Source organism: Microlunatus soli (assembly GCF_900105385.1).
Taxonomy (GTDB): Bacteria; Actinomycetota; Actinomycetes; order Propionibacteriales; family Propionibacteriaceae; genus Microlunatus; species Microlunatus soli.
The window spans coordinates 3,894,742-3,915,686 of the sequence record NZ_LT629772.1 but is presented as its reverse complement, the minus strand read 5'-3'; the positions used below and the strand labels follow the sequence as shown (position 1 = coordinate 3,915,686).

17 protein-coding genes are annotated in these 20,945 nt (G+C 67.5%); 2 read left to right on the top strand and 15 right to left on the bottom strand.

From position 1 onward, the window contains the following. The first annotated feature begins 146 nt into the window (after positions 1-146). On the top strand, positions 147-2,351 hold the full coding sequence (locus BLU38_RS17930) for a glycosyltransferase (RefSeq protein WP_172836177.1): 2,205 nt from the start codon (positions 147-149) through the stop codon (positions 2,349-2,351). Positions 2,352-2,368: 17 nt separating this feature from the next. Here the strand turns inward: BLU38_RS17930 and BLU38_RS17925 are convergent, their stop codons facing one another. The 14 genes from BLU38_RS17925 to BLU38_RS17860 form a co-directional block, all read right to left on the bottom strand. Further along, positions 2,369-3,388 carry a glycosyltransferase gene (locus BLU38_RS17925; RefSeq protein ID WP_197679762.1) on the bottom strand — a complete coding sequence of 340 codons (1,020 nt, stop codon included), beginning with the start codon at positions 3,386-3,388 and terminating at the stop codon, positions 2,369-2,371. A 2-nt stretch (positions 3,389-3,390) separates the two neighbouring features. Further along, entirely contained in the window at positions 3,391-4,632 is a 1,242-nt protein-coding gene (locus tag BLU38_RS17920) for a hypothetical protein (RefSeq protein ID WP_091526857.1), read from the bottom strand. 1 nt (position 4,633) lies between these two features. Beyond that, on the bottom strand, positions 4,634-5,776 hold the full coding sequence (locus tag BLU38_RS17915; protein WP_091526856.1) for a hypothetical protein: 1,143 nt from the start codon (positions 5,774-5,776) through the stop codon (positions 4,634-4,636). Between the two features lie 11 nt (positions 5,777-5,787). Beyond that, positions 5,788-6,399 (bottom strand): serine O-acetyltransferase, encoded by a 612-nt coding sequence (locus BLU38_RS17910; RefSeq protein ID WP_157683536.1) that lies wholly within the window; start codon positions 6,397-6,399, stop codon positions 5,788-5,790. Positions 6,400-6,404: 5 nt separating this feature from the next. After that, positions 6,405-7,724, bottom strand: a complete 1,320-nt coding sequence (locus BLU38_RS17905; protein WP_091526854.1) for an NAD(P)H-dependent oxidoreductase — start codon at positions 7,722-7,724, stop codon at positions 6,405-6,407. Then, positions 7,721-8,278, bottom strand: a complete 558-nt coding sequence (gene rfbC, locus BLU38_RS17900; protein ID WP_091526853.1) for a dTDP-4-dehydrorhamnose 3,5-epimerase — start codon at positions 8,276-8,278, stop codon at positions 7,721-7,723. Before rfbC ends, BLU38_RS17905 begins: the two co-directional genes overlap by 4 nt. Next, complete coding sequence (locus BLU38_RS17895; RefSeq protein ID WP_091526852.1) at positions 8,275-9,300, bottom strand: NAD-dependent epimerase/dehydratase family protein; 1,026 nt, start codon at positions 9,298-9,300, stop codon at positions 8,275-8,277. Before BLU38_RS17895 ends, rfbC begins: the two co-directional genes overlap by 4 nt. Positions 9,301-9,345: 45 nt before the next feature. Next, on the bottom strand, positions 9,346-10,173 hold the full coding sequence (locus tag BLU38_RS17890; RefSeq protein WP_091526851.1) for a sugar phosphate nucleotidyltransferase: 828 nt from the start codon (positions 10,171-10,173) through the stop codon (positions 9,346-9,348). Between the two features lie 33 nt (positions 10,174-10,206). Further along, positions 10,207-11,637: a sugar transferase gene (locus BLU38_RS17885; RefSeq protein WP_091526850.1), complete on the bottom strand. Its 1,431-nt coding sequence runs from the start codon at positions 11,635-11,637 to the stop codon at positions 10,207-10,209. 40 nt (positions 11,638-11,677) lie between these two features. Beyond that, positions 11,678-12,913, bottom strand: a complete 1,236-nt coding sequence (gene lhgO, locus BLU38_RS17880) for an L-2-hydroxyglutarate oxidase (RefSeq protein ID WP_091526849.1) — start codon at positions 12,911-12,913, stop codon at positions 11,678-11,680. Between the two features lie 306 nt (positions 12,914-13,219). Then, entirely contained in the window at positions 13,220-14,299 is a 1,080-nt protein-coding gene (locus tag BLU38_RS17875; RefSeq protein ID WP_091526848.1) for a glycoside hydrolase family 26 protein, read from the bottom strand. Continuing rightward, positions 14,296-15,204, bottom strand: a complete 909-nt coding sequence (locus BLU38_RS17870) for a hypothetical protein (protein ID WP_091526847.1) — start codon at positions 15,202-15,204, stop codon at positions 14,296-14,298. The genes BLU38_RS17875 and BLU38_RS17870 overlap by 4 nt, the downstream gene beginning before the upstream one ends. A 37-nt stretch (positions 15,205-15,241) precedes the next feature. Continuing rightward, on the bottom strand, positions 15,242-16,528 hold the full coding sequence (locus BLU38_RS17865; protein ID WP_091526846.1) for an MATE family efflux transporter: 1,287 nt from the start codon (positions 16,526-16,528) through the stop codon (positions 15,242-15,244). Positions 16,529-16,532: 4 nt separating this feature from the next. Further along, the gene (locus BLU38_RS17860) at positions 16,533-17,777 is read right to left on the bottom strand and encodes a GNAT family N-acetyltransferase (protein WP_091526845.1); all 1,245 of its coding nucleotides are present in this window, start codon (positions 17,775-17,777) and stop codon (positions 16,533-16,535) included. Between the two features lie 162 nt (positions 17,778-17,939). Between BLU38_RS17860 and BLU38_RS17855 the strand changes: the two genes are divergently transcribed. Then, positions 17,940-19,490: a phospholipase D-like domain-containing protein gene (locus BLU38_RS17855; protein WP_091526844.1), complete on the top strand. Its 1,551-nt coding sequence runs from the start codon at positions 17,940-17,942 to the stop codon at positions 19,488-19,490. A gap of 3 nt (positions 19,491-19,493) precedes the next feature. On the opposite strand, the gene BLU38_RS17850 is transcribed toward BLU38_RS17855, so the two are convergent. Continuing rightward, on the bottom strand, positions 19,494-20,930 hold the full coding sequence (locus BLU38_RS17850; protein WP_157683535.1) for an ABC transporter substrate-binding protein: 1,437 nt from the start codon (positions 20,928-20,930) through the stop codon (positions 19,494-19,496). Positions 20,931-20,945 lie beyond the last annotated feature (15 nt).

The following is a 20,945-nucleotide window of genomic DNA, read 5'->3' as shown; positions in this document are numbered from 1 at the left end:
CACCCCCACCGCGTGGCTGCCCGGCTTGCAGAGAATCTATCGGATCGCGGGTCGCCCGGCAGCCGACAGCACAACTTTTCTGTTCCTGGCAACGGATCCGGGCAATCGTCGGACACGGCGCACCGACCTCGCTACGATCAATGTTCGTGAGCACGGCACCCGTCCACGGACCCGACGCCTCACTCCCGACCGGCCACTGGATCGTCGTCGCGGACTCGCCGTTCCTTCCTGCGCGAGGGGGCGGCGAGCGCGAGCATCTGGGCTTCGTCCGAGCCGCGTCCCGGGCGGGGTTGTTGAGTGCGCTGGTCATCCCGACCGACAGCGATGCTGCCGCGGTCGGACGCCAGGACGACCTGGCCGCGATCCGCTCACTGGTGGCACCAGCGCCGGTGATCGAGATCCCGCGGACCCGTGCGCTGTTTCGGGCGCTGCAACTCCGAACCCCTTATGTCGTAGCGTCCCGTCCGGTGCCGGATGATCTGCTGAGTCGGATCTCGGAGGTCGCGCCGGACGCCGATGCGGTCGTGATCTTCTCCTACAAGTCACACCGCATCGGCCGAGCACTGGCCGACGGGCTGGAGCTGCCCGTCGTACTCCGGCAGCACAATCTCGAGGGGCCCTATCATCGGTCGCTGGCTGCTGCGGCGCCGTTCCCGAGGTCGGTCGCGGTACGTGTCGAGGCGGAACGGATCAATGCCGACGAACGGCGGTTGGAGCAGTCCGGATGGTTGTCGGGGATAGCCGACATCTCCGCCGCCGACGCCGCGCTGCGGTCACAGCGGGCCGGTGTTCCGGTCCGCTACGTGCCGCCGTTCGCTTTGGACAGCCTGCCGATCGACCGCCCGTGGAAGCGTCCGACCAGCGACGTTCCGACGGTCGTTTTCCTTGGTGCGTTGGATGTCGGGACCAATCACGATGCCGTCACCTGGTTCGCCGATGCCGTGTGGCCGAAGGTCCGCAGCCGGCTTCCGACCGCCCGCTGGTCGGTGGTGGGTCGGCGACCCACCGATGCCGTCCGGAAGTTGATCACGACGACGCCGGGAGCGGACCTGCACGCCGACGTCGCCGACCCGGCGGTGTACCTGCATGCGGCCGGGGCGGCGATCAACCCGGCCGTCTCCGGATCCGGTGTCAACATCAAGTTGGTGGAGTATCTGGCGACCGGGGTGCCGGTGGTCAGTACGTCGCGTGGCACCGACGGCCTGCTCCTGGAACCCGGTCGGGACCTGATGGTGTCCGACGACCCGGCCGACTTCGCCGCATCGGTGGTGTCCCTGCTCACCGACCCCGACACCGCGGAAACGACCGGCGGCAACGGTCGCCGGACGGCGCTGTCCCTGATGGACACCCGAGCCGGCCTCACCACGATCGCCGGACTGCTGGCCGGACCGCCGAACACGACCGCAGCTGTTGATGAACCCGGTCTGGACGACTGTGAGGTGGTGCTGGTCTCCTACCGCAGCCGGCAGCATGTCCAGACCCTGCTCGACGGCTGGCCGGACGATCTCGCCGTCGCCGTGGTCGACAACTCGGCGAACGCCGATGGCATCGCCGACCTGACGGGTCGCTATCGCCGGCTGCGTTACGTTTCCGGCGGTGGCCAGGGATTCGCTCGCGCCGCCAATCTGGGCGCCACGAGCAGCATCAAGCCGTACGTGATCTTCGTCAATCCCGACTCCCGGCCGACCGCCGCTGATCTGCTGGCGTTGGTCCGGGGGCTGGCGGCCGACCCGCGGGCCGTGTCACACGCCGCGACCGTGACCGGCGCGGACGGCCGGGTCGAGATCGGCGTCGGTGGCTGGGAACCCAGCGTCGGCCGGCTCGCGGTCCATGCCGTCGGCCTGCACAAGCTGCTGCCCCGCGCCGGACTGTTCGCCGAACCGCAGCTGGGTGAGCCGCTGACCCCCGGGTGGACGACCGGGGCCTGCATGGCGGTCCGCGCGGACCTGTTCGCCGAGCTCGGCGGCTTCGACGAGACCTTCTTCGTCTACGCCGAGGACATGGCGTTCGGCCGGCGGGCGCGGGCCGCCGGTTGGCAGTGCCGACTGCGGGAGGACGTGGTCGTCGCCCACGGTGCCGGCAGTTCAGGTGCGCCGTCGGCGGAGATGCTGCGGCTGCGCGGAGCATCCTTCGCCGGCTATCTGCGGCGCTACCACCCGGGTCCGCGAGGGGTGCTGATGCGCGGGTTCTTCGCGGCCGGCACGGCCGGCCGGATGGTCGCCCAGCGGGCCACCGGCCGCTCCGATGCCGCCGCGCTCTCCCGCGCCCTGTTGACCGGGACACTGACCGGACGAGCGTTCGTGGACGGAGTCGAGGTCGCCCGTTCCCGCTACGACGAGGTCGCACACTAGCCGAACAGCGGCGCTGATCAGACAGCCGCAGCCCGGCTCCGGCTGTCCCCGCTGGCCACCGCCGGCGATCGCTTGAACAACAGACCTTCCAGGAACCCCAGGCCCCAGCCGGTGTGGGTTGCAACGAATGCGGCCGGCAACGCCGCGGCTGCGACGTCGGCTCGCTCGGCACTCCTGCACCACGTCACCACACTCACCACAACGATTCCCGCCAGGTATCCACCCGGCATGATCAACAGCGCCGGGACCCAGGGCGCGGTGACGACGGACAGCACGACGCCGATCACCAATGCCGGAGCCGCCAGATGCCTGCTGCGAACCGCGCGACGCCCGTTCTTGCGGACCATCGCAGCCTTGCCCCGACCGTAGCGGCGATATTGCTGGAACAACGTCGCGACGGTCTCCCGGACCCGCCAGTTGATGATCATCTCCGGGTCGTAGGCGATGCGATGTCCGGCCAGCCGGAGACGATGATCGAAGTCCACGTCCTCGTTGACCGGAAGGGCGACGTCCCATCCGCCGACCTGGCGCGCGGCCGCCGTCCGGTAGACCCCGAACGAGGCATGGTCGGTGAGCTGATACTCCTCGGCGTAGTGATTGATCGAGTTGCCGACTCCGAACGGGCTGGACATCACCGCGGCGATCGCTCGTCCGACCCTGGTCCGGGCCACTCCTCGTCGGCGCCCACCGATTCCGGCCAGGCTCGGGTCGGCGGCCAGCCGGTCCAGGGCCCGGGCCAGATAGTCCGCACTGATCTCAGCATGCCCGTCGACCCGGGCCACGAACTCGTGCCGCGCTGCAGCCAGACCGGCGTTCAACCCGGCGGGGATGATCACGGCGGCGTTGTCCAGGAGCCGGATCCGCGGATCGGAGCGGGCGAGATCGGCGACGATCTCCCGGGTCCGGTCGACGGAGCGGCCGTCCACCACCAGAATCTCCTGGTCGCAACCCGCCTGGTTCAGCACCGAGCCGATGGCATCAGCGATGCTCGACTCCTCGTTCAGCACCGGCATCAGGACCGACAGTGATCGGGACACATTCACTCCTTGGCAGCGATCGGCTGGGGCGCGGCGGCGGTCATCGGCGACGGTCTCGTCGGGCTCCACACGGCGACTGGAGACCAGAGCGACACCGCGAGGATCACGCAGGCGACCAGCGGCGGCGATGCCGCCTGGACGGTGAACACCGAGATCGCCAGCGCCAGGGCGAACGTCGGCTCCGGGCAGCGGACAAAGGCCACGACCATGATCATCAGCAGCAACGCGCCACCGAGGACGCCGTAGTCGAAGAGGATCTTCGCCGGGCTGGGGACCAGCAGCCCGTCGATCCCGGAGTTGCCGACCACCCAGGCCGATGATCCGGGTCCGCGCCCGATCCACGGCACCGTCGGATCGGAGATCCACTGCGGCCACAGGTACTGATACGGCTCGATCATCCGCAGTGACGTCGAGGACCGACTGGTGCCGGCCTCGGTGACCCGCTCGAAGAGCGACTGTCCGATCAGCGTCGTCCCGAAGATCACCGCCACCGGTAGCGTCGGCAGCAGGTAGCGCCGTAGTCGGGCGCCGTGACCGGACAGCACGCTCAGCAGGACGAATGCGGCGAGCACGGCCAGTCCTGACCCGGCCGTGGTGGCCAGCAGGCCGAGCAGGATCACGATCACCTTCACCCAATGCAGGCGGGCCAGCACCGCTGCGACCACACAGACCCCGAGCATGAAGGACAGGAACGACGGCTCCAGGGCGATCCAGGCGTTGGACTTGTAGATCGGTGAGCCGTAGGCGACCGGATAGCTGATCACGTATCCGTCGACCAGTAGCGATGACGGCACCAGATCGGCCATCCGGTCGCGATACGGCTGCCCCAGCAGCTGCATCACCATGAAGAGGGTCGACAGGATGGCGATCCCGATTCCGAGATGGCCGATGCCGCGCAACGCCCGGTGATAGGTGGCGGCGCTGCGGTCCCGCAGCTGGACCGTCAACGGCAGCCAGAGCACGATCCAGAACAGCCAACTGTTGATGCTGACGAAGGCGTTGCTCAGCACCAGGACCTGGGCCAGGACGGCGGCGGCGCTCACGGCTGCGGCCAGTACCCACAGCATGAGCCGCCCGATGTTGAGCTCGACGATCCGCAGCCACAGTGCTGCAGCGAGCCAGACCAAGATCACGACGGTGATCACCGGGATCGACAGGTTGGGGATCGAGATTCGTTGCAGAGCGAAGTTGGCGGCGAACAACCCGATCACCCAGACCACCGGATCCCGGGCCCTCCGGCCCATCTCAGTCCCAGTCCGGGGTCGTCTGCTGGACCAGCAGGTAGGTGCGATCGTTGAGCCGCGAGGCGAAGGGTTCGAGCTGCTGCATCCGGGTCACCTTCGGCCGGACCGGGATGATCAACAGCGCACTGGTGTCCCGTGCCACCCGGCGCAGCACGGTGTCGGACAGGCTGGTGATGATGATCTGCAGATCGGCCGCCTGTTCGGAGACCGTCACATTGTGCCGGGGTTCGGGCGACTGCACCGGCCGGCCGCCGGCGATGAACTGGGTCCGGACCACGTCGGCGATCTGTTCCAGCTCGGCCCGATCGTGGTGGATGCCGGCAATGTAGACCGCACTCGCGTTCTCCGACTCCAGGGTGATCACCGATTCAAGATCAAGTCCGTCGACGACGGCCGCCTGAGGGTAGAGCTGATGCAGCTCCCGGGCCGACTGGATCCGACCCCGACGCAGCCCCAAGAACAGCGCGACGGCGCTGCCGAGCAGGGCCCCGGCCAACAGGCCGAGGGCGCCGAGCAGCTTGGCCGACGGCAGCAGCGACGAGGCTTCCGCGCCCTGCAACAGGGTCAGGCTGCGGCCGCCGATGACCAGCTCGCTCTGGTTCTGCCCCAGGGTGTCGCCCAACCGTGCGACCCTGGCCTGCTCGGCGTCCGCGTCCGGCAGCTTCCCGTGCTTGACCAGCTTCCGGGTACTCGCGGTGACACTGTCGAGCTCGGCCTCGGTGCGCCGGTCGTTCGCCGTCAACGCCGTGTGCACGATCGCGTCGGCCTGAGCGATCGCTTGGCTCTCGGTGGAGGCGGTCACCGTCACCGAGATCAGCTGGGAGTCCGGCACCGCGGCGATCTGGGTCCGGGTCCGCAGGTCGGCCGCCGTACTGCCGGAGGCCTTGGCCGCTGCCTGGTAGACCGATGCCGTGTCGAGCTCGAGCACCGCGCTCTGCTGGACGATCTTCATCGCCGCCCCGTCGACCGCCGAACTCTCCGCCCGCAGGATCGCCTCGGCGCTCGGCTTGGCCCGGCTGCCCGCGTACAGACCGGCGGCGGCGCCGAGCGCGGCGAGCACGATCGGCAGCACCAGCCAGCGCCGCAGGGCGTTGATCGCCGACCGGCCGATCGGGTCGTACTGGGTCATGATCGGTGTGTCCACGCCGTTCCTCCTCATCGCCCGGCGCTCACGTCGCGTCCGGTGCTGCTGACCTGCTCCGGTCCGGCGCGCCGGACGATCCGCGCCGGGGCTCCTGCGACCACGCACCCGGCCGGGACGTCGGCCAGCACCACGGAGTTGGCAGCGATCACGACGCCGTCCCCGATCGAGATCGGACCGAGAACGCAGGCGCCGGCGCCGACCGTGACGTCGTCACCGAGCTCCGGTTGACCACCGAACGGGCGACGGTCGCCCAGCGTCACGTTCTGATGCAGGGTCAGGCGTGCACCGGCGACCACGCCGCCGCCGACCACCAATCCGCCGGTGTGCTTGATCACCAGGCCGGGGCCGACCGAGCTCTTCGGTTGTAGTTCGGCGGCGCTGAAGCCGAGGGTGCGGTCGGTCAGCCACAACGCCAGCGGTTTGCCGATCCGGGACCGGTGCAGTCGCTGGGCCAGTCGCCAACTGACGACGGCTCGCCACCGGGCATGGACACAGATCCGGGCCGCGATCCGCCGGCCGGTCAGCGTCTCGCCTTCGGCCATCGCCGTCAGGTCGGCGGCCAGCACCCGACGCAGTGACCAGGTGCCGGTACGCGATGATCGTGGGATGGCTGAAGCTGGCATCGGCGTCACACTTCCGCCAGTTGAGCAGCCGGTTGCCCGACAGGAAGTTCGGCCGCTTGTTCGGTACGCAGCCGATCGACCAATCGACCGCCCGGCAGCTCGACATCGGCGTAGCGCAATACGGTGTCCTTGGCGATTGCGTGCCGGACGGTGCAGCCCTCGGCCACGCCGATCGGCAACAGGCCGTCGGTCGCGGTCAGGTCGGCGCGCTCGGCCACGCCGTAACTGTCGTAGCCGCCGAGACCGTCCAGGACGTCACCGGCAGCCAGCTCGCGCTTGGCGGTCGCGACGACCTCCACCGTCGGTGCCCCGAGCGGGGCGATGGCCGCGTCACCGAAGAGCACCGCGCGGGCAACGGTCTGCGGCACCTCGAAGTGGCAGAGGTGGTAGGGCGTGTAGAAGCTGTAGAGCGGGCCGGGACCGAGCTTGTAGAGGTCCAGGTAATGCCGTTGCCGGGGATCGTCCTGGGTGGCCAGCACGAACACGCCCGGGCCCGGGCGGCTGCCGACCGTGTAGTCGACCACCCCGCCGAGCCGCTCCAACTCGGCGACGTCGTACATCGTGGTCAGCTCGTCGATGTGACCGCGATGATCACGACCGAGCATTCCGCGTCGGGCCACCGTCATCCCGGTGGCGTTCGCGACCAGCGCCTGTTCGAAGCTGATCTTGGTCCCGTCGGCGAAGCTGGTGACCATTCGTGGATCCTGGCCCCAGCGTTCGGCGAAGGCCTGTTGGGTGGTCGGCGTCCGGTACGGATCCTGCAGCCCCTTGATGTTGCCGCAGACCAACGGCCGCAAACCGATGCCCCGGACGAAGCGAACCAGGTTGAGCTGGACCCCCGGTTGATCGCCGTCGCAGCCGGTGAGGACGATGCCGGCCGCACCGGCCCGGCGGCTCAGCAGTGGTCCGACGGTGCCGTCCACCTCGGCATTCATCAGGATCAGGTGTTTGCCGTGCTCGATCGCGGCGACCGCGAGCTGGCAGCCGTACTCGACCGCGCCGGTGGCGTCGACGACCGCCTCGATCTGCTCGGCACCGATCACCGCCCGGAAGTCGTCGGTCAGCACCGGGACATCGGCCCCGATCGCGCGCTCCGTCTCGGCCGGCGTGCTGACCGGGCGGAACTGGGTGATGCCCGCCTCACGATAGGCGGTCTCGGCCTTGCCGACGGTGCGGTTGACGATCGCGGACACCGTCATCCCGGGCGTGGAGTTGGTGATCTGGTTGACCAGGCCGCGGGCCATGAAGCCGGCGCCGATCACCGCGACCCGGATCGGGCGGCCCTCCTCGGCCCGACGCCGCAGGGCGGTGTCGACGATGATCATGAGCCGGCCCCGATCGATTCCCGAGCCGTGGCCAGCAGCGGCCAACTGGCGTCCTTGGTGCTGATCACCTGGGCCGGAAGCGGCCAGACCAACGCCAGGTCCGGGTCGTCGCAGCGCAACCCCCGCTCGGCGGCCGGCTCGTAGGATCCGCTCACCTGGTACATCACCTCGGTGTCGTCGACCAGCGTCTGGTAGCCGTGGGCGAAATAGGGCGGCACGTAGAAGGCCCGCCGGTTCTCCGCGCTCAGCTCGACCGCGACGTGCTGCAGTCTGGTGGGCGAATCGGGCCGCATGTCGACGATGATGTCGACCACGGCCCCACGGATACAGCGGACCAGCTTGGCTTCCGGATGCGGAGCGATCTGGAAATGCATGCCACGCACGGTTCCGGCGCGATGATTGAACGAGAGATTGCACTGCTCGACGTCGGTCTGCAGACCCGCGTCGGCGAACTCCTCGACGCAGAAGGTGCGGGCGAAGAAGCCCCGGTCGTCGGATCGCAGGTCGAGGTCGACGACCGCCGGCCCGTCGATCGCGGTTCTGGTGATGATCATGAACGGCTCCAGAAGAGTTCGGCGTCGACCTGACCGGTGCCGATCAGGTGTTGCAACTGCGCCAGCCGGGTGTGCCCCCGGCCGGTGAAGGTTGCGGTGTCCAGGTCGATGCTGCCGAAGACCCGGTGCAGCTGCGCGGCGCCGGAGACGGCGTCCCACTGACAGGCGAAGCCCGGCAGCTTGTTGCTGATCTTGTCGAAGCACACCCGGTAGCTGCGATTGTCATCGGCGGCAGCGCCGAAGCTGACCTCACAGCCGGGGAACTCCGCGGCGACGATGTCGGCGATCTCCTTGACCCGATAGTTCTGCTCGGTCGAGCCGACGTTGAAGATCTCGTTGTGGACCAGTTCGCGTGGGGCGTCCAGCACCCGGCGGATTGCCTGGGCGATGTCCAGGGCATGCACCAGCGGACGCCACGGACTGCCGTCGCTGATCATGGCGATCCTCCCGGTCGTCCAGGCCAGACCGGACAGGTTGTTCAGCACGATGTCGAAGCGCTGCCTGGGTGAGGCACCGAACGCCGTGGCGTTGCGCAGGAACGTCGGCGAGAAGTCGTCGTCTGCCATCGCCTGTAGATCGCGTTCGACCAGGGTCTTGCATTCGGCGTACGCGGTCTGCGGGTTGACCGGCGATGTCTCGTCGACCTCGCCGTCGGCGACTCCGTAGACGCTGCACGACGACATGTACACGAACCGTCGCACCCCGGCCTGCTTGGCGAGTCCGGCCAGCCGGACGGATCCGCGATGGTTGATCTGATAGGTGATGGCCGGCGACAGTTGGCCGAGCGGATCGTTGGACAGCTCGGCCAGGTGGACGACCGCGTCGATGCCGGCCAGGTCGTCGGCGGTGAGTAGCCGGATGTCCTTCACCAGCGTCATCGGTGCGGTGTCGGTGCCGTTGTAGAGCCAGCCGGATTTGTAGAAGCCGGTGTCCACGCCGAGTACCTGGTGACCGTCCCGGATCAGCTCCGGGGCAAGCAGGCAACCGAGGTAGCCGTCGGTGCCGGTGACAAGAAGTCTCATGGTTCTCTTTCGGGTCAGGGATGTGTCGGTGGCTGCGGGCCGCGGTCAGTCCTGCCAGACCTTCCACGGCGGGCGTCCGGAGTCCCACAGCGCGTTCAGCTCGGTCCAGTCCCGGAAGGTGTCCATGCCCATCCAGAAGTCCTCGTGGCAGAAGACGCCCAACTCGCCGTCGGTAGCCATCGTCTGCAGCGGCTTCTTCTCCAACAACAGCTCGGGATCGTCGTCGAGGTACTTGTCGATCATCAGCCGGTTGAACGCGAAGAACCCGCCGCTGACCCAGCCGGCCGCGAGGGTCGGCTTCTCGTTGAACTCCTGCACCTCGGCACCCTCGACGTGCATCTCGCCGTAGCGGCTGTTCGGGTGCACCCCGGTCACGGTCCCGAGCTTGCCGGAGGCGAGATGCTGCGCGAACAGCGCCGGGATGTCGACGGCGCCGATCCCGTCGCCGTAGGTGAGCAGGAAGTGATCGGTGTCGATCTGGTCGGCGACGCGACGGATCCGGCCACCGGTGCCGGTCAACAGACCGGTCTCGACGAAGGTGATCTCCCAGTCCTCGACCTGTCCTCGCTTGTGGAAACGCGGGGCTGCGCCGGCGCCCAGGTCGAGGGTGAAGTCGTTCTGGTGTTCGCGGTAGTCCAGGAAGTACCGTCTGATCTGATCGCCCTTGTACCCGAGGCACAGCACGAAACGCCGGAAACCGAAGTGACCGTAGGTCTTCATGATGTGCCACAGGATCGGCTTGCCGCCGACGTCGACCAGCGGCTTCGGAAGCTTCTCGCTCGCCTCTCGGAGTCTGGTGCCCATACCGCCGCACAAGATCACGACCGGGATGTCCGCCGGGTCGACCCGGTGGCTCTGACGAAGGTCCTGCATCGCTGTTCCTCTCGAAGAATGATGATCTTGTTGTTAGGAGCCTGGCTTGGTGAAGACGGTCACCGTGGTGCGCAGGATGATCTTGACGTCCAGCCACAACGTCCAGTTCTCGATGTAGAAGTTGTCGAAGCGTGCTCGCTGATCGATCGGGGTGTCGCCGCGGAGTCCGTGCACCTGGGCCCAGCCGGTCAGGCCGCACGGCACCCGATGCCGATCGGCGTACCCGGTGTACAGCTCACCGAACTGGGTGACGAAGTGCGGTCGCTCCGGACGCGGCCCGACCAGACTCATGTCACCGCGCAGGATGTTGAACAGCTGCGGGAGTTCATCCAGCGACGTCTTCCGCAGCAGCCGACCGACCCGGCCGACGCGTTGGTCGGCAGCGATGTTCCAGTTGGTCTGCGACTCGGTCTCGTCGACGGGTCGCATCGAGCGGAACTTCAACAGCTCGAACGGCACACCGTCGCAGCCGACCCGCTGCTGCCGGAAGATCACCCCGCGGCCGGTCTCCCACCGCACGGCGATCGCGATCACCGCCAGCAGCGGCGCCAGGAAGACGATGCCGATCGCGGCGATCACCAGATCGATCAGTCGCTTCACCCGCCAGGAGGGACTGCGATAGGCCGAGCGACGCAGCCGGACCAGCGGCAGATCGCCGACGGTGTCCATGTCCTGACCGACGTGGGTGATCTGGTGCAGTCGTGGCAGCACGAAGACCTCGCACTGCTGACGTTGGCAGTTGCGCACCAGCGTCACCAGGTCCGCGTCCGACACCCCGCCCTGAGCCACGATCAGGGCTCTCGCCTCGGAGCCGACCAGGACCGCGGTCAGCTGGCCGGGTTCGCCGATCAACGGCACCGGCAGCCGCTCACGATCCGAGGTCGGCGTGTCGATGAAACCGACCGCCCGCAACCCGCTCTCGGGATGGTCGATCACGATCTCCGCCACCTCGCGTCCGAGTGCGTCGGCACCGACGACAACGGTCGGATGGGTCACCCAGCCCCGGGTACGCCAGTTCCGCACCACGGCGTAGAGCACCGTACGAACGACGGCCACGGCCGGCAGGATCCCGACCAACAGCGGCAACTGCAGCGATCCGGTCAGCACCTGCGACAGCACCACCAGGAAGGCCGAGCCGAGCAGCCACACCCGCAGGATCTGCGGCAGGTCGTCCAACGCCGACAGCGTGAGTCGGGACCGGTTCAGCCCGCCGATCGCGAGCAGCCCGACGAAGACGACCGTGGTCCCGATCGTCGACTCCCAACCGGCGTGCATGATCATCGCCACCGCTACGCAGGCCAGCACGTCCCCGGCGATCAGGAACGGGCGCACGCCGTCGCGCAACAACGGCGAGAAGCGGCCCCAGGGATACTTCCGCCGCCGATGCCGCGGATGATCATGGTGCGTGATCCTCTTCGGTGCCAGGATCGACGGTCTTCGACCCTGGGACTTGATGACAGTCATGCTGAGTTCTCCCCCGATTCGTCAGCGTGGCAGGGATTCGCTAGGGCGGCGGCGCGATCGCCGTCGCGGCGGTCAGTGTGAACGCACGATCGACCTCGTCGACCAGGCGACTGGCGATGGCCAGCGACGCAGTAGCCGCGGGGCTTGGTGCATTGAGCACGTGCACGCTGTCCGGCGACACCGCGAGCGTGAAGTCGTCGACCAGCGAACCGTTGCCGGCGATCGCCTGGGCCCGAACACCCGACGGCCCGAACTGCAGGTGGTGTGCGGCCAGTGCCGGAACGTAGCGCTGCAGATCTTTCAGGTAAGCCCGTTTGACGACGTCGCGCCACACCTCGCGTGCACCGGTGCGCCATTCACGACGCACCATCCGGTGAAAGCCCCGCTGCCGGACCGTGCCGACAAGATCGCGAAGATCAAGATCGCGACGCCGGTATCCTTCCCGGGCAGTGGCCAGCACCGCATTAGGACCGGCCCAGACCGACCCGTCGATGCGTCGGGTGAAATGTACGCCCAGGAAGGGAAGTGCGGGATCGGGCACCGGATAGATCAAGCCCCGACACAGATGGCGAGCAGCCGGCGTCAGCGTGTAGTAGTCGCCGCGGAACGGGACGATGCCGACCTCGGGCTCGGAGTCCAGCCGGGCTACCCGGTCCGACTGCAGGCCTGCGCAACTGACCACCCTGCGGGTGACGAGGTCACCCTGCGACGTTCGGATGACGACGGTGCCGGCACGTCGATCCAGCCCGATCACGCGCCGGCCGAAGTGCAGGTCGACGCCGGCGGCGCGAAGTTGTGCTGCAAGGACGTCGACGACCCGGCCGTAGTCGATGATCCCGGTCCCAGGAACATGGAGAGCTCGAACGCCCGCGACATGCGGCTCGATCTCCCGCATCTCCTCGGGACCGACCATCCGCAGGCCGGCCACCCCGTTGGCCAGGCCCCGTTGCTCCAGCTCCGCGAGCCGGCCGAGTTCGGAGTCGTCGATCGCGACGATCAGTTTGCCGCAGGTTTCGTACTCGATGCCGCTCTCGGTCGCGAACCGCTCCATCGCTGCCTTGCCCCGCACGCAGAGCTGCGCCTTCAGCGATCCGGGCTTGTAGTAGACGCCGGCATGCAACACACCGCTGTTGTGGCCGCTCTGGTGGCGACCGGGCCCGCTCTCCTTCTCCACAACGGCAATTGCCAGACCCCGATGGCGTCGCCGCAGCTCTCGGGCCGTGGCCAATCCCACGATCCCCGCTCCGACCACGACGATGTCATATGTCTGCGCCATCGATCCCCCCGAACCGACTCCACCGCGCGATGCCCACGCTGTCAGCATCCCCCCGCGCGCCTCCGGACCGAGCCTAGACTGACCGGGTGTCAGCCCGCAGACGATTCGTGGTTTTTCTTGACACCGACCGCCAGATGCCTGTGTGTACAGGGATGTAGCCGCAGGTTGCGCGTCGACGAACGATGCCTGTTTACCTCACATACAATGTCCACTTGTGGGTTTTGATCAAGTGCCCCGCGCCGTCTCTGTGGAAGCCCTGACCTGAGCCCTGGACCTGAGCCCTTCGCCCATCCGCTGGGGCTCGGGTCACCAGAGCCTCCGGTAGGCCTGCGCGGCCCGTGGCATTTGTGCGGGCTCCCAGATCGAGTTCGCCAAGCTGGTATCGGGCTCGTTGAAGTAGTTCTCCATCACCAGGGTCGACGCCTGGCTGTCGAAGAAGCTCCGCATTCGTTCGATGAAGTAAGGATTGTCGCCGGCACCGTGCTCGGCGGGGCTTGCCAGACCCCACTCCGGAAAGGTCAGGCCCTTTCCGTGGTCCCGGGCGAAGTCGGCGACATCGGCAATACCGACAGCCGCCTGGGGTCGCAGGCTGCGCCGCCAGCCGGCCTGATCTGTCGCCGCGGTGCCGTACCAGTCGTAGATGTCGCAGCCGACCAGATCGACGACATCGTCGCCGGGATAGAGTTTTGTCAGTGCATCGGTGCGGTTCTGTTGGCCACGCAACGTTGTGCCACAGGCGATGTCGAAGTCGATCACCAGATCGGGCGCGGTTCCGCGCAGCACCCCGACGATGTGCCGGAAGGCGGCGATGTATTCGGCGGCCTGATCGGCACGGACATTCCACGGAAACCAATCACCATTGGCCTCCCACCCGATCCGTACGATGGACCGCCCGCGATCGTTGGCGATCAGATCGTCGGCGATCTGTCGATAGACCTCGTCATGATCGCCGCGCACGATCGATCGGAAATCGCCGGTGTCGTTGTCGGGCAACATCGGCAGCCCGTAGGCCAACACTCCGTCCAGCCCGTTGTAGGTCTGGATGTGCCACGACGAGTCCTGGATCTGCTGCCAACTGTCGGTTGCCGGGTAGGTCACGCCGGTGTCGATCGGTGTCCCCCGCCAGACTCCGAAGGCGTTGGCACGCTTCGCCGAGATGGTGCCGCCACCCGGCCAGACCCCGCTGTGCCAGGCTCCTCCCGACGGTGGCGGCCCCAGGAGCCGGCGGGCGCGCTGCAGGCCGGGGCCGTCACCGCTGAGCGACGGGACCGGTTCGTCCGAGGGGACCCGGGTGTCCGGTGCCGGCGCCGCCCCACAGCCGGCCACGAGCACGGACAGCACGATCACTGCCATCAGCAGGGTCGAACGGATGCCGGCCTGCCTCATCCGACGCCGCCTCGCTCCCGGCCGGCGACCCAGTCGGTGACCTCCCGTCCGATCGACTCCCAGTCACGATCGGGAGAGATCACCGGATGTTCCAGATGCGTTGCCTCGTTGGGTGTCACGCAGTAGAGCGGATGAGGCCGCAGTTGCCGCCGTGCCCGCCGATTCAGCAGCACCCGGTACGGGATCAGCACCACGGTCCGGACCACGCCGCGGATCGACGGCTCGAAGTCATCGGGCAGGCCGGTGATCAGCTGCCAGCCGCGGTAGGGAATCGCACCCTGCACGATCAGGCAGGTCTCGTGATCAAGGAACCGTCGCCGGAACGGGCGCATGCACTGCTCGAAGATGTCCAGATCACTGCGCAGCACCCCGACCCGGGCGGCAAAGGTGCTGGCGGTGCTGGCGAGGTTGAACCAGACGCGGCCGCCGGACGCCAAGTCCGGCTGTGGATGCCAGCCGTCCGGTACCGACATCCGACGCCGATCCACCGGGTCGCCGTAGTCGGCGCGCTCGCCGTAGAGTGCGAAGTAACCGACGTCAGTCAGGTCCTCGACGGCATCGGCCAACGCCGAGAAGGAGTCGGCGGCGAAGAGATAGTCGTCCTCGACCAACATCACCACGTCGTCGTCCGGCCAGCCTTCGGTGTCCGGCAGGTGCAGGGCGAAGCGGTAGCTGGCCCGCATGCCCGACGGCACGTCGCCCAGCGAGATCACCCGGCCCGCCGAACGCATCAACTCCAGCCGGTCGGCCGGGATCGGTCCGTCGTTGACGAAGATCACGTCGGCGAGCGGAAGCCGGTCGGCGGCTCGGATGAACGAGCTCAGCGTCAACAGCTTGCTGTAGTAGTCCGGTCGGCGCTTCCTGTTCTCCCCGCCGTAGGAGCGGTAGAGGAGATGAATCGTCACTGCGGCACCTCGATCTGGGCGGTGGATCCAGCTGTGGTCAGGTTCGCGTGGTCACATTCGCATGGTCAGGGGAAACGGCGCCGTCGGTGACCACCTGCCCGTTGCGGACGGCTTTTCCGAAGGTCAGCAACCAGGCGGGCAGGACGGCCAGCTCGATGGCGAAGAACGCCCAGGCCGCGCCGGTCGCTGCCCACAGTCCAGCGCAGATGATCAACAGGACCAGCAGGATCGGGCCCTTGACGAGGTTGATCCGGAAGGTCCATTGGGCGCGCCCCATCGCGTACAGCACGCCGGCCGGACCGTTGGCCTGACTGGACGCCAACGAGGCCAGCCCCATCGGGACCAGGATCGCTGCGGCCCCCGCCCAGGAGTCTCCGAAGAGGGCCAGCCCGGCACGGTCGGGCAACACCAGGAGCAGCGCGACGTAGCAGATCGTGACCAGCCCGAGCGCAGCACTGATGGTCAGCCCGAAAGCGGTCCGTCGGCGTCGGGACATCTGAGGACGCGACGCCATCTCCGGGACCGCGAACTGGAAGACCGCCGACGCGACGATTCCCAGCGGTCCGAGCAATACCTGGGCAGCGCGGAGCGAGCCGACGGCATCGGCCGCTGCGACGACGCCGACCAGGACCAACCCGAACTGCGCCGCGCCGAGGCCGAGCAGATACTCCCCGAACAGGTAGCGGACCAGATGTCGCTGGGCGCGCAGCCAGCTGATGGCCTGCCCGATCATCGGTCGTAGCCTCAACAGGATCGCGCCGATGCCGGCCGACACTCCTGCCGCGACGCCCCAGGCAAGGATCAGCAGCCACACCAGATCCGCACCGGTGATCAGGATCACCGCGATGAGGGCGAACTGGGCGATCGCCCAGACCGCGTCGATGGCGGCTGCCCAGGCGGGTCGGCCGATGGTGAACATCGCCATCCGACAGCTGTCCTGCACCAGCAGGAACGGCATCACGACAGCCAACGCCAGCATCGACGAGCCGACTGCCCCGCCGACGACCAGCCCGAGCCCCGCCGCGATCACTCCGACCATGATCGAGGCCGCCAGCACGAACCCGGTCGCCCGACCGATCTCGTGGTGTTGCACGTGCGGTGTCGCACTGCTGTAGCGCATCTGCAGCGGCTGCCCGACCACGGATTTGGTGGCCGCGACAGCAATCCCGTAAATCATGAAGGCGATCGAGAAGGCACCGAATTCGGACGCGCTGACCGATCGGGCGATGACGACGGCGAGCGCGAAGTTGCTGGCCGCCGACAATGCCTGATCGACCAGATTCCAACTGACCCGACGGATCAGACGATTCGACAGCCACGCCATGTGATCATTTTCCCGTCACTGCGCGGGGCGCAGCGCCCGCCAAGGCCATGGCGTGATTGACCTGCGCCTGGGTCTGGGCTGCGGCGAAGACACCGTACCGCCACCGCAACATGCGGCCACCGGTCCCGAATGCGAAGTCCTGGTGGACGTCGAGCTGTTCACTCCAGCGCAGTTTGGCGACATTCGGCCCCGGTGACAGGTTGATCCACCGGTCGCCCCGATCGGCCGCATCCGCAATCGCCTCGCCCTGCAGGAAGGTCACCGGGCCGAGATCCCAGACGTCGGGGACGAAGCCCGACGAATGGATGTAGGAGGTCCCCGGCGCGTGCAACACCAGCTGGGCCGCGACGACACGACCGCCGAGTTCGAGTTCGAGGATGCGTGCCCTGCCGCGGCGCCCGAGCTCGGGCAGCAGCATCCGCAGCAGCTCCCGGCGGGACCGTTCGGCGAACGCGTCCGGATGCCGGTTCCGGGACTGTTCGCTGTCCGCCCGATTCCTGTGCAGAGCGAGGAAACGGTTCACCACCGCGAGATCGAGGTCCTCGGTGTATTGACGGACCGCCCACGGGCGTCCGTCCTTGGCCAATCGATTCCTGGATCGGCGCAGGCTCTCCTTCACGTTGCGTTTCAGACCGGCCTTGGTCAGTTCCCAGCTCTCACGCAACGGGATGATCACGCAGGCCCGTCCCAACTGCGGCCGGTGGAAAGCGACCGGCTTGCGTGTCCCGACCACCCATTGCGGCTCGAACCATCCCTGCTGGCCGGTGATCGCGGTCTCGGTCCAATCGGCGCCGACGTCGGCGGCCAGCACCGCCGCGACGATGTCCCGCACCGCCGATCGCTGCTGGTCGGGCGCGGCCAGGATCTGCGGCAACTCCAACAACGAACCGCCCTGGCCTGCACCGGCCAGCTGGAGCCGCCGGGCCAGCACCACACCGCCGGCTCGGACCCGGCTGCGGAAGAACGGGGCCACCGCCGTCAGCCGACCGCCGTCCCGCTTGACGAACAACACCCGATCCTCGGGCTCGGTGAAGACCTCGTACCAGCGCTGCACCCACTCGGGTGCGGCGAACGGATTGACCAGTCCCCGTTGGGATGTGAACAGATCGTCCCAGGCCTGTCGCTCCGGCCCGGCGAGCTGGGCCAGCGAAACCAGCTGGACGCCGTCCGGTCCCGGCCGTTGTTGATCATCGACAGTTGATCCTTCTGCCGGAACCGGTGGTGGCGTCGACGCAGCGCTGGTTCTCACGGCTATCCCCCCGAATAGACACGAACACTGACAGCCACGCTAGCCGATGACGTTCGCCTGTTCGGCGAATCCGACCGATTCCTGAGGCTCACCACCGTGGCATTAGTTGATCATGGCGCGGGGTACACCGGACGTGGCGGTGGAGGCGGCATACTGCGGCCCATGACTCCGCAGTCCATCATCTCGACGGTTTTGCTGGTCGTCGACTACGCCGTCAAGCTGATCGCGATCGGGACGGTGCCGGAGAATCGCCGGCCCAGCTCCGGGCAGGCCTGGCTGTTGCTGATCCTGTTCCTGCCGATCGTCGGTCTGCCGTTGTTCTTCCTGATCGGCTCACCGTATGTGCACGGACGCCGGCATCGGCTCCAGGCCGAGGCCAACCGGGCGATCAAGGAATACACTGCTGCCCATCCGTTGGTGCCGGCGACGGTCCGCTCGACGGCGACCAGCGCCACCCTGGTGACGCTGAACCGTCAGCTCACCTCGATGCCGTGCGTGGTCGGCTTCACCGAGGATCTGCATCCCGATGCGCGGGCCTCGATCGCCAGTATCGCCGCGGCCGTCGATCGCGCCGAGCGGTACGTCCACCTGGAGATCTATGCGCTCGGGCTGGACGAGGTGACCGAGCCGTTGTTCGCGGCGATGGCGCGAGCGGTCGAGCGCGGTGTCACGGTGCGGGTGCTCTACGACCAACTCGGTTCCAGCAAGTACAGCCGGCATCAGGAGATGAATCGGCGGATGACGGCCGCCGGCATCGACTGGCATCGGATGATGCCGATCAACCTGCTCAAGGGCAAGTGGCGGCGGCCCGATCTGCGCAACCACCGCAAGCTGGTGGTGATCGACGGCGAGCGGGCGTTCATGGGCTCGCAGAACCTGATCGAGCCGGGTTACCACAACAAGCGCAACCACAGGATCGGCAGGGAGTGGATCGACCTCAATGTCGAGGTCAGCGGCGAGATCGTGCAGTCCCTGGACGTCATCTTCGCCACCGACTGGTACGCCGAGTCCGACGATCTGCTGGTCTCCACCGCGACCGGTGAGGTGCGCGACGTCGACGGTCGCCCGGCCGCGATCGAGTCCGGGCCGGAGGTCGCGACCGACGCCCATCCCGAGCAATACCATCCCGAGTACCGCGATCACCGGACGCCCGACCGCGAACCGACCGTCTTCCAGTTGGTGCCGTCCGGGCCGGGATTCCCGACCGAACCGAATCTGCGGCTGTTCACCTCGATGCTCTACCTGGCGCAGCGCTCGGTGTCGATCGTCAGCCCGTACTTCGTACCCGATGAGTCGTTGTTGGCAGCGATCACCACCGCCGCCTACCGCGGTGTCGTGGTCGAACTGTTCGTATCGGAGAAGGCCGACCAGTTCATGGTCCATCATGCCCAGCGGTCCTACTACCAAGGTCTGCTGGAGGCCGGCGTGCGGATCTATCTCTACCCGGCGCCGTACGTCTTGCACACCAAGGCGATGACCGTCGACGACCAGGTCGGCGTGATCGGCTCCTCCAACATGGACATGCGTTCCTTCGCCCTGGACTACGAGATCATGCTGCTCGGGATGGGCGCCGATTTCACCGCGGGTCTGAACCGAGTGATCGGCGATTACCGGGACCGTTCGACCGAGCTCGACCTGGCCGCCTGGACCCGTCGGCCCTGGCACCAGCGCTATCTGGACAACGCCCTCCGGCTGACCTCTGCGCTGCAGTGAGAACTAGTGATAGTCCTTGCCCGGAACCCAGTCGCTGAAGACGTAGTCGTCCTCCGACACCTTCGCCCCTGATTGCCGGGCCGCCTTGATGGCCTGTTGGCGATCGGCCTCGTTGCTGTCGCTGAGCTTCTTCAACGCGCCGCGCAGATCGGTGATCGCGTCGACCAGATAGCCCTGCACGATGTTGCCCAGGGTCGGGCTGACCGGCTTGCGTTTCGCGTCGACGGCCGCGATCTCCGGGTTGCGCACGATCGCCTCCGGCATCAAGAAGACGTTGTCCCGGACGAAGGCGACCCCTTGTTTGTAGGCATCGGTCGCATCGGGATTGTCCGCGACCAGATCCAGATTCAGCGGCGGCTGGTCCATCGCGGCGATCATGCCCTTCTGGTACTCCTCGGTCAGCAACGAGTCCACCAGTCCCTGCGCGGCCTGCAGGTCGTCCACACCCTTCGACACGAAGTACGTCGGCGACGGACTGCCGCGATAGGTCCACGGATCCGTCCCGGCGGTCGGAACCAGGATCGGGCCGAATGCCATCTTGTCCACGAACGTCGGCTCGATGGCCTTGCAGCCGCCCGGCGAGAAGTTGCCGTCCACGAACATCGCGACCGCGCCGGCGGCGAACCGGGTACGGGCGTTGACGACGTCCAGGGTGTTGCTGCCGGGCAACAGGTACTTCTGCTCGTACAACTCCTTGAGGAATTCGATCACGGTGAGGTAGCTGTCGTCGTGGTAGGCGTACTCGCCGCTGAACTTCAGCCCTTCGGAGCCGGCGAACCCGGCGACCTGGGCGAGCTCGTTGACCTGCTCCTCGGCCCGGCCGCCGTCCCCGCCGAGCGCCATCGTCAGCGGGATCGCCTTGACCGCCGCCAGTCGCCGGCAGAAGTCCTTGAAGCCGGCATAGTCGGTCGGCGGCTCGGTCGGGTCCAGACCGGCCCTGCGGAGATGGTCGGTGTTCATCCAGGTCAGCGTCGAACTCTGCCGCATGCTGAGCATCGGAACGCCGTAGATCTTTCCGTCCAGGCTGGTGATCCCGTCGGTCATCGTGCCCTTCGGCAGCTTCGCCAGGTCTGCCTCGGACAGCTTGATCTCGTGCACCCAGTTGCCGTCGACCAGGGCAGCCAACGGGATGCCGACGACGTTGGAGTAGACCGCCGGCATCTTGTTGGCCTGATGCGCCAACTGCAGAGCTTGATCGGCCTTGCCGGCGTCGCTGTAGGTGTGGACGACCTTGACCCCGAGTGCCGTGGACTGGGTGGCCGCCCAGTCGTCGTTGAGGGTCTGGAAGGAGCTGAAGTGATCCCACCAGTCCAGAGTCCCGGCACCGGAGGCGACCGCGGGAGTGTCGGAGCTGGCCGCATCGTCAGTGCAGCCGGTAGCGAGCCCGGCGGTGGCGAGCACCGACAGACCGAACAGATTCCGCCGGGTCATTCTGGTCATGATCATCCTTCTGGT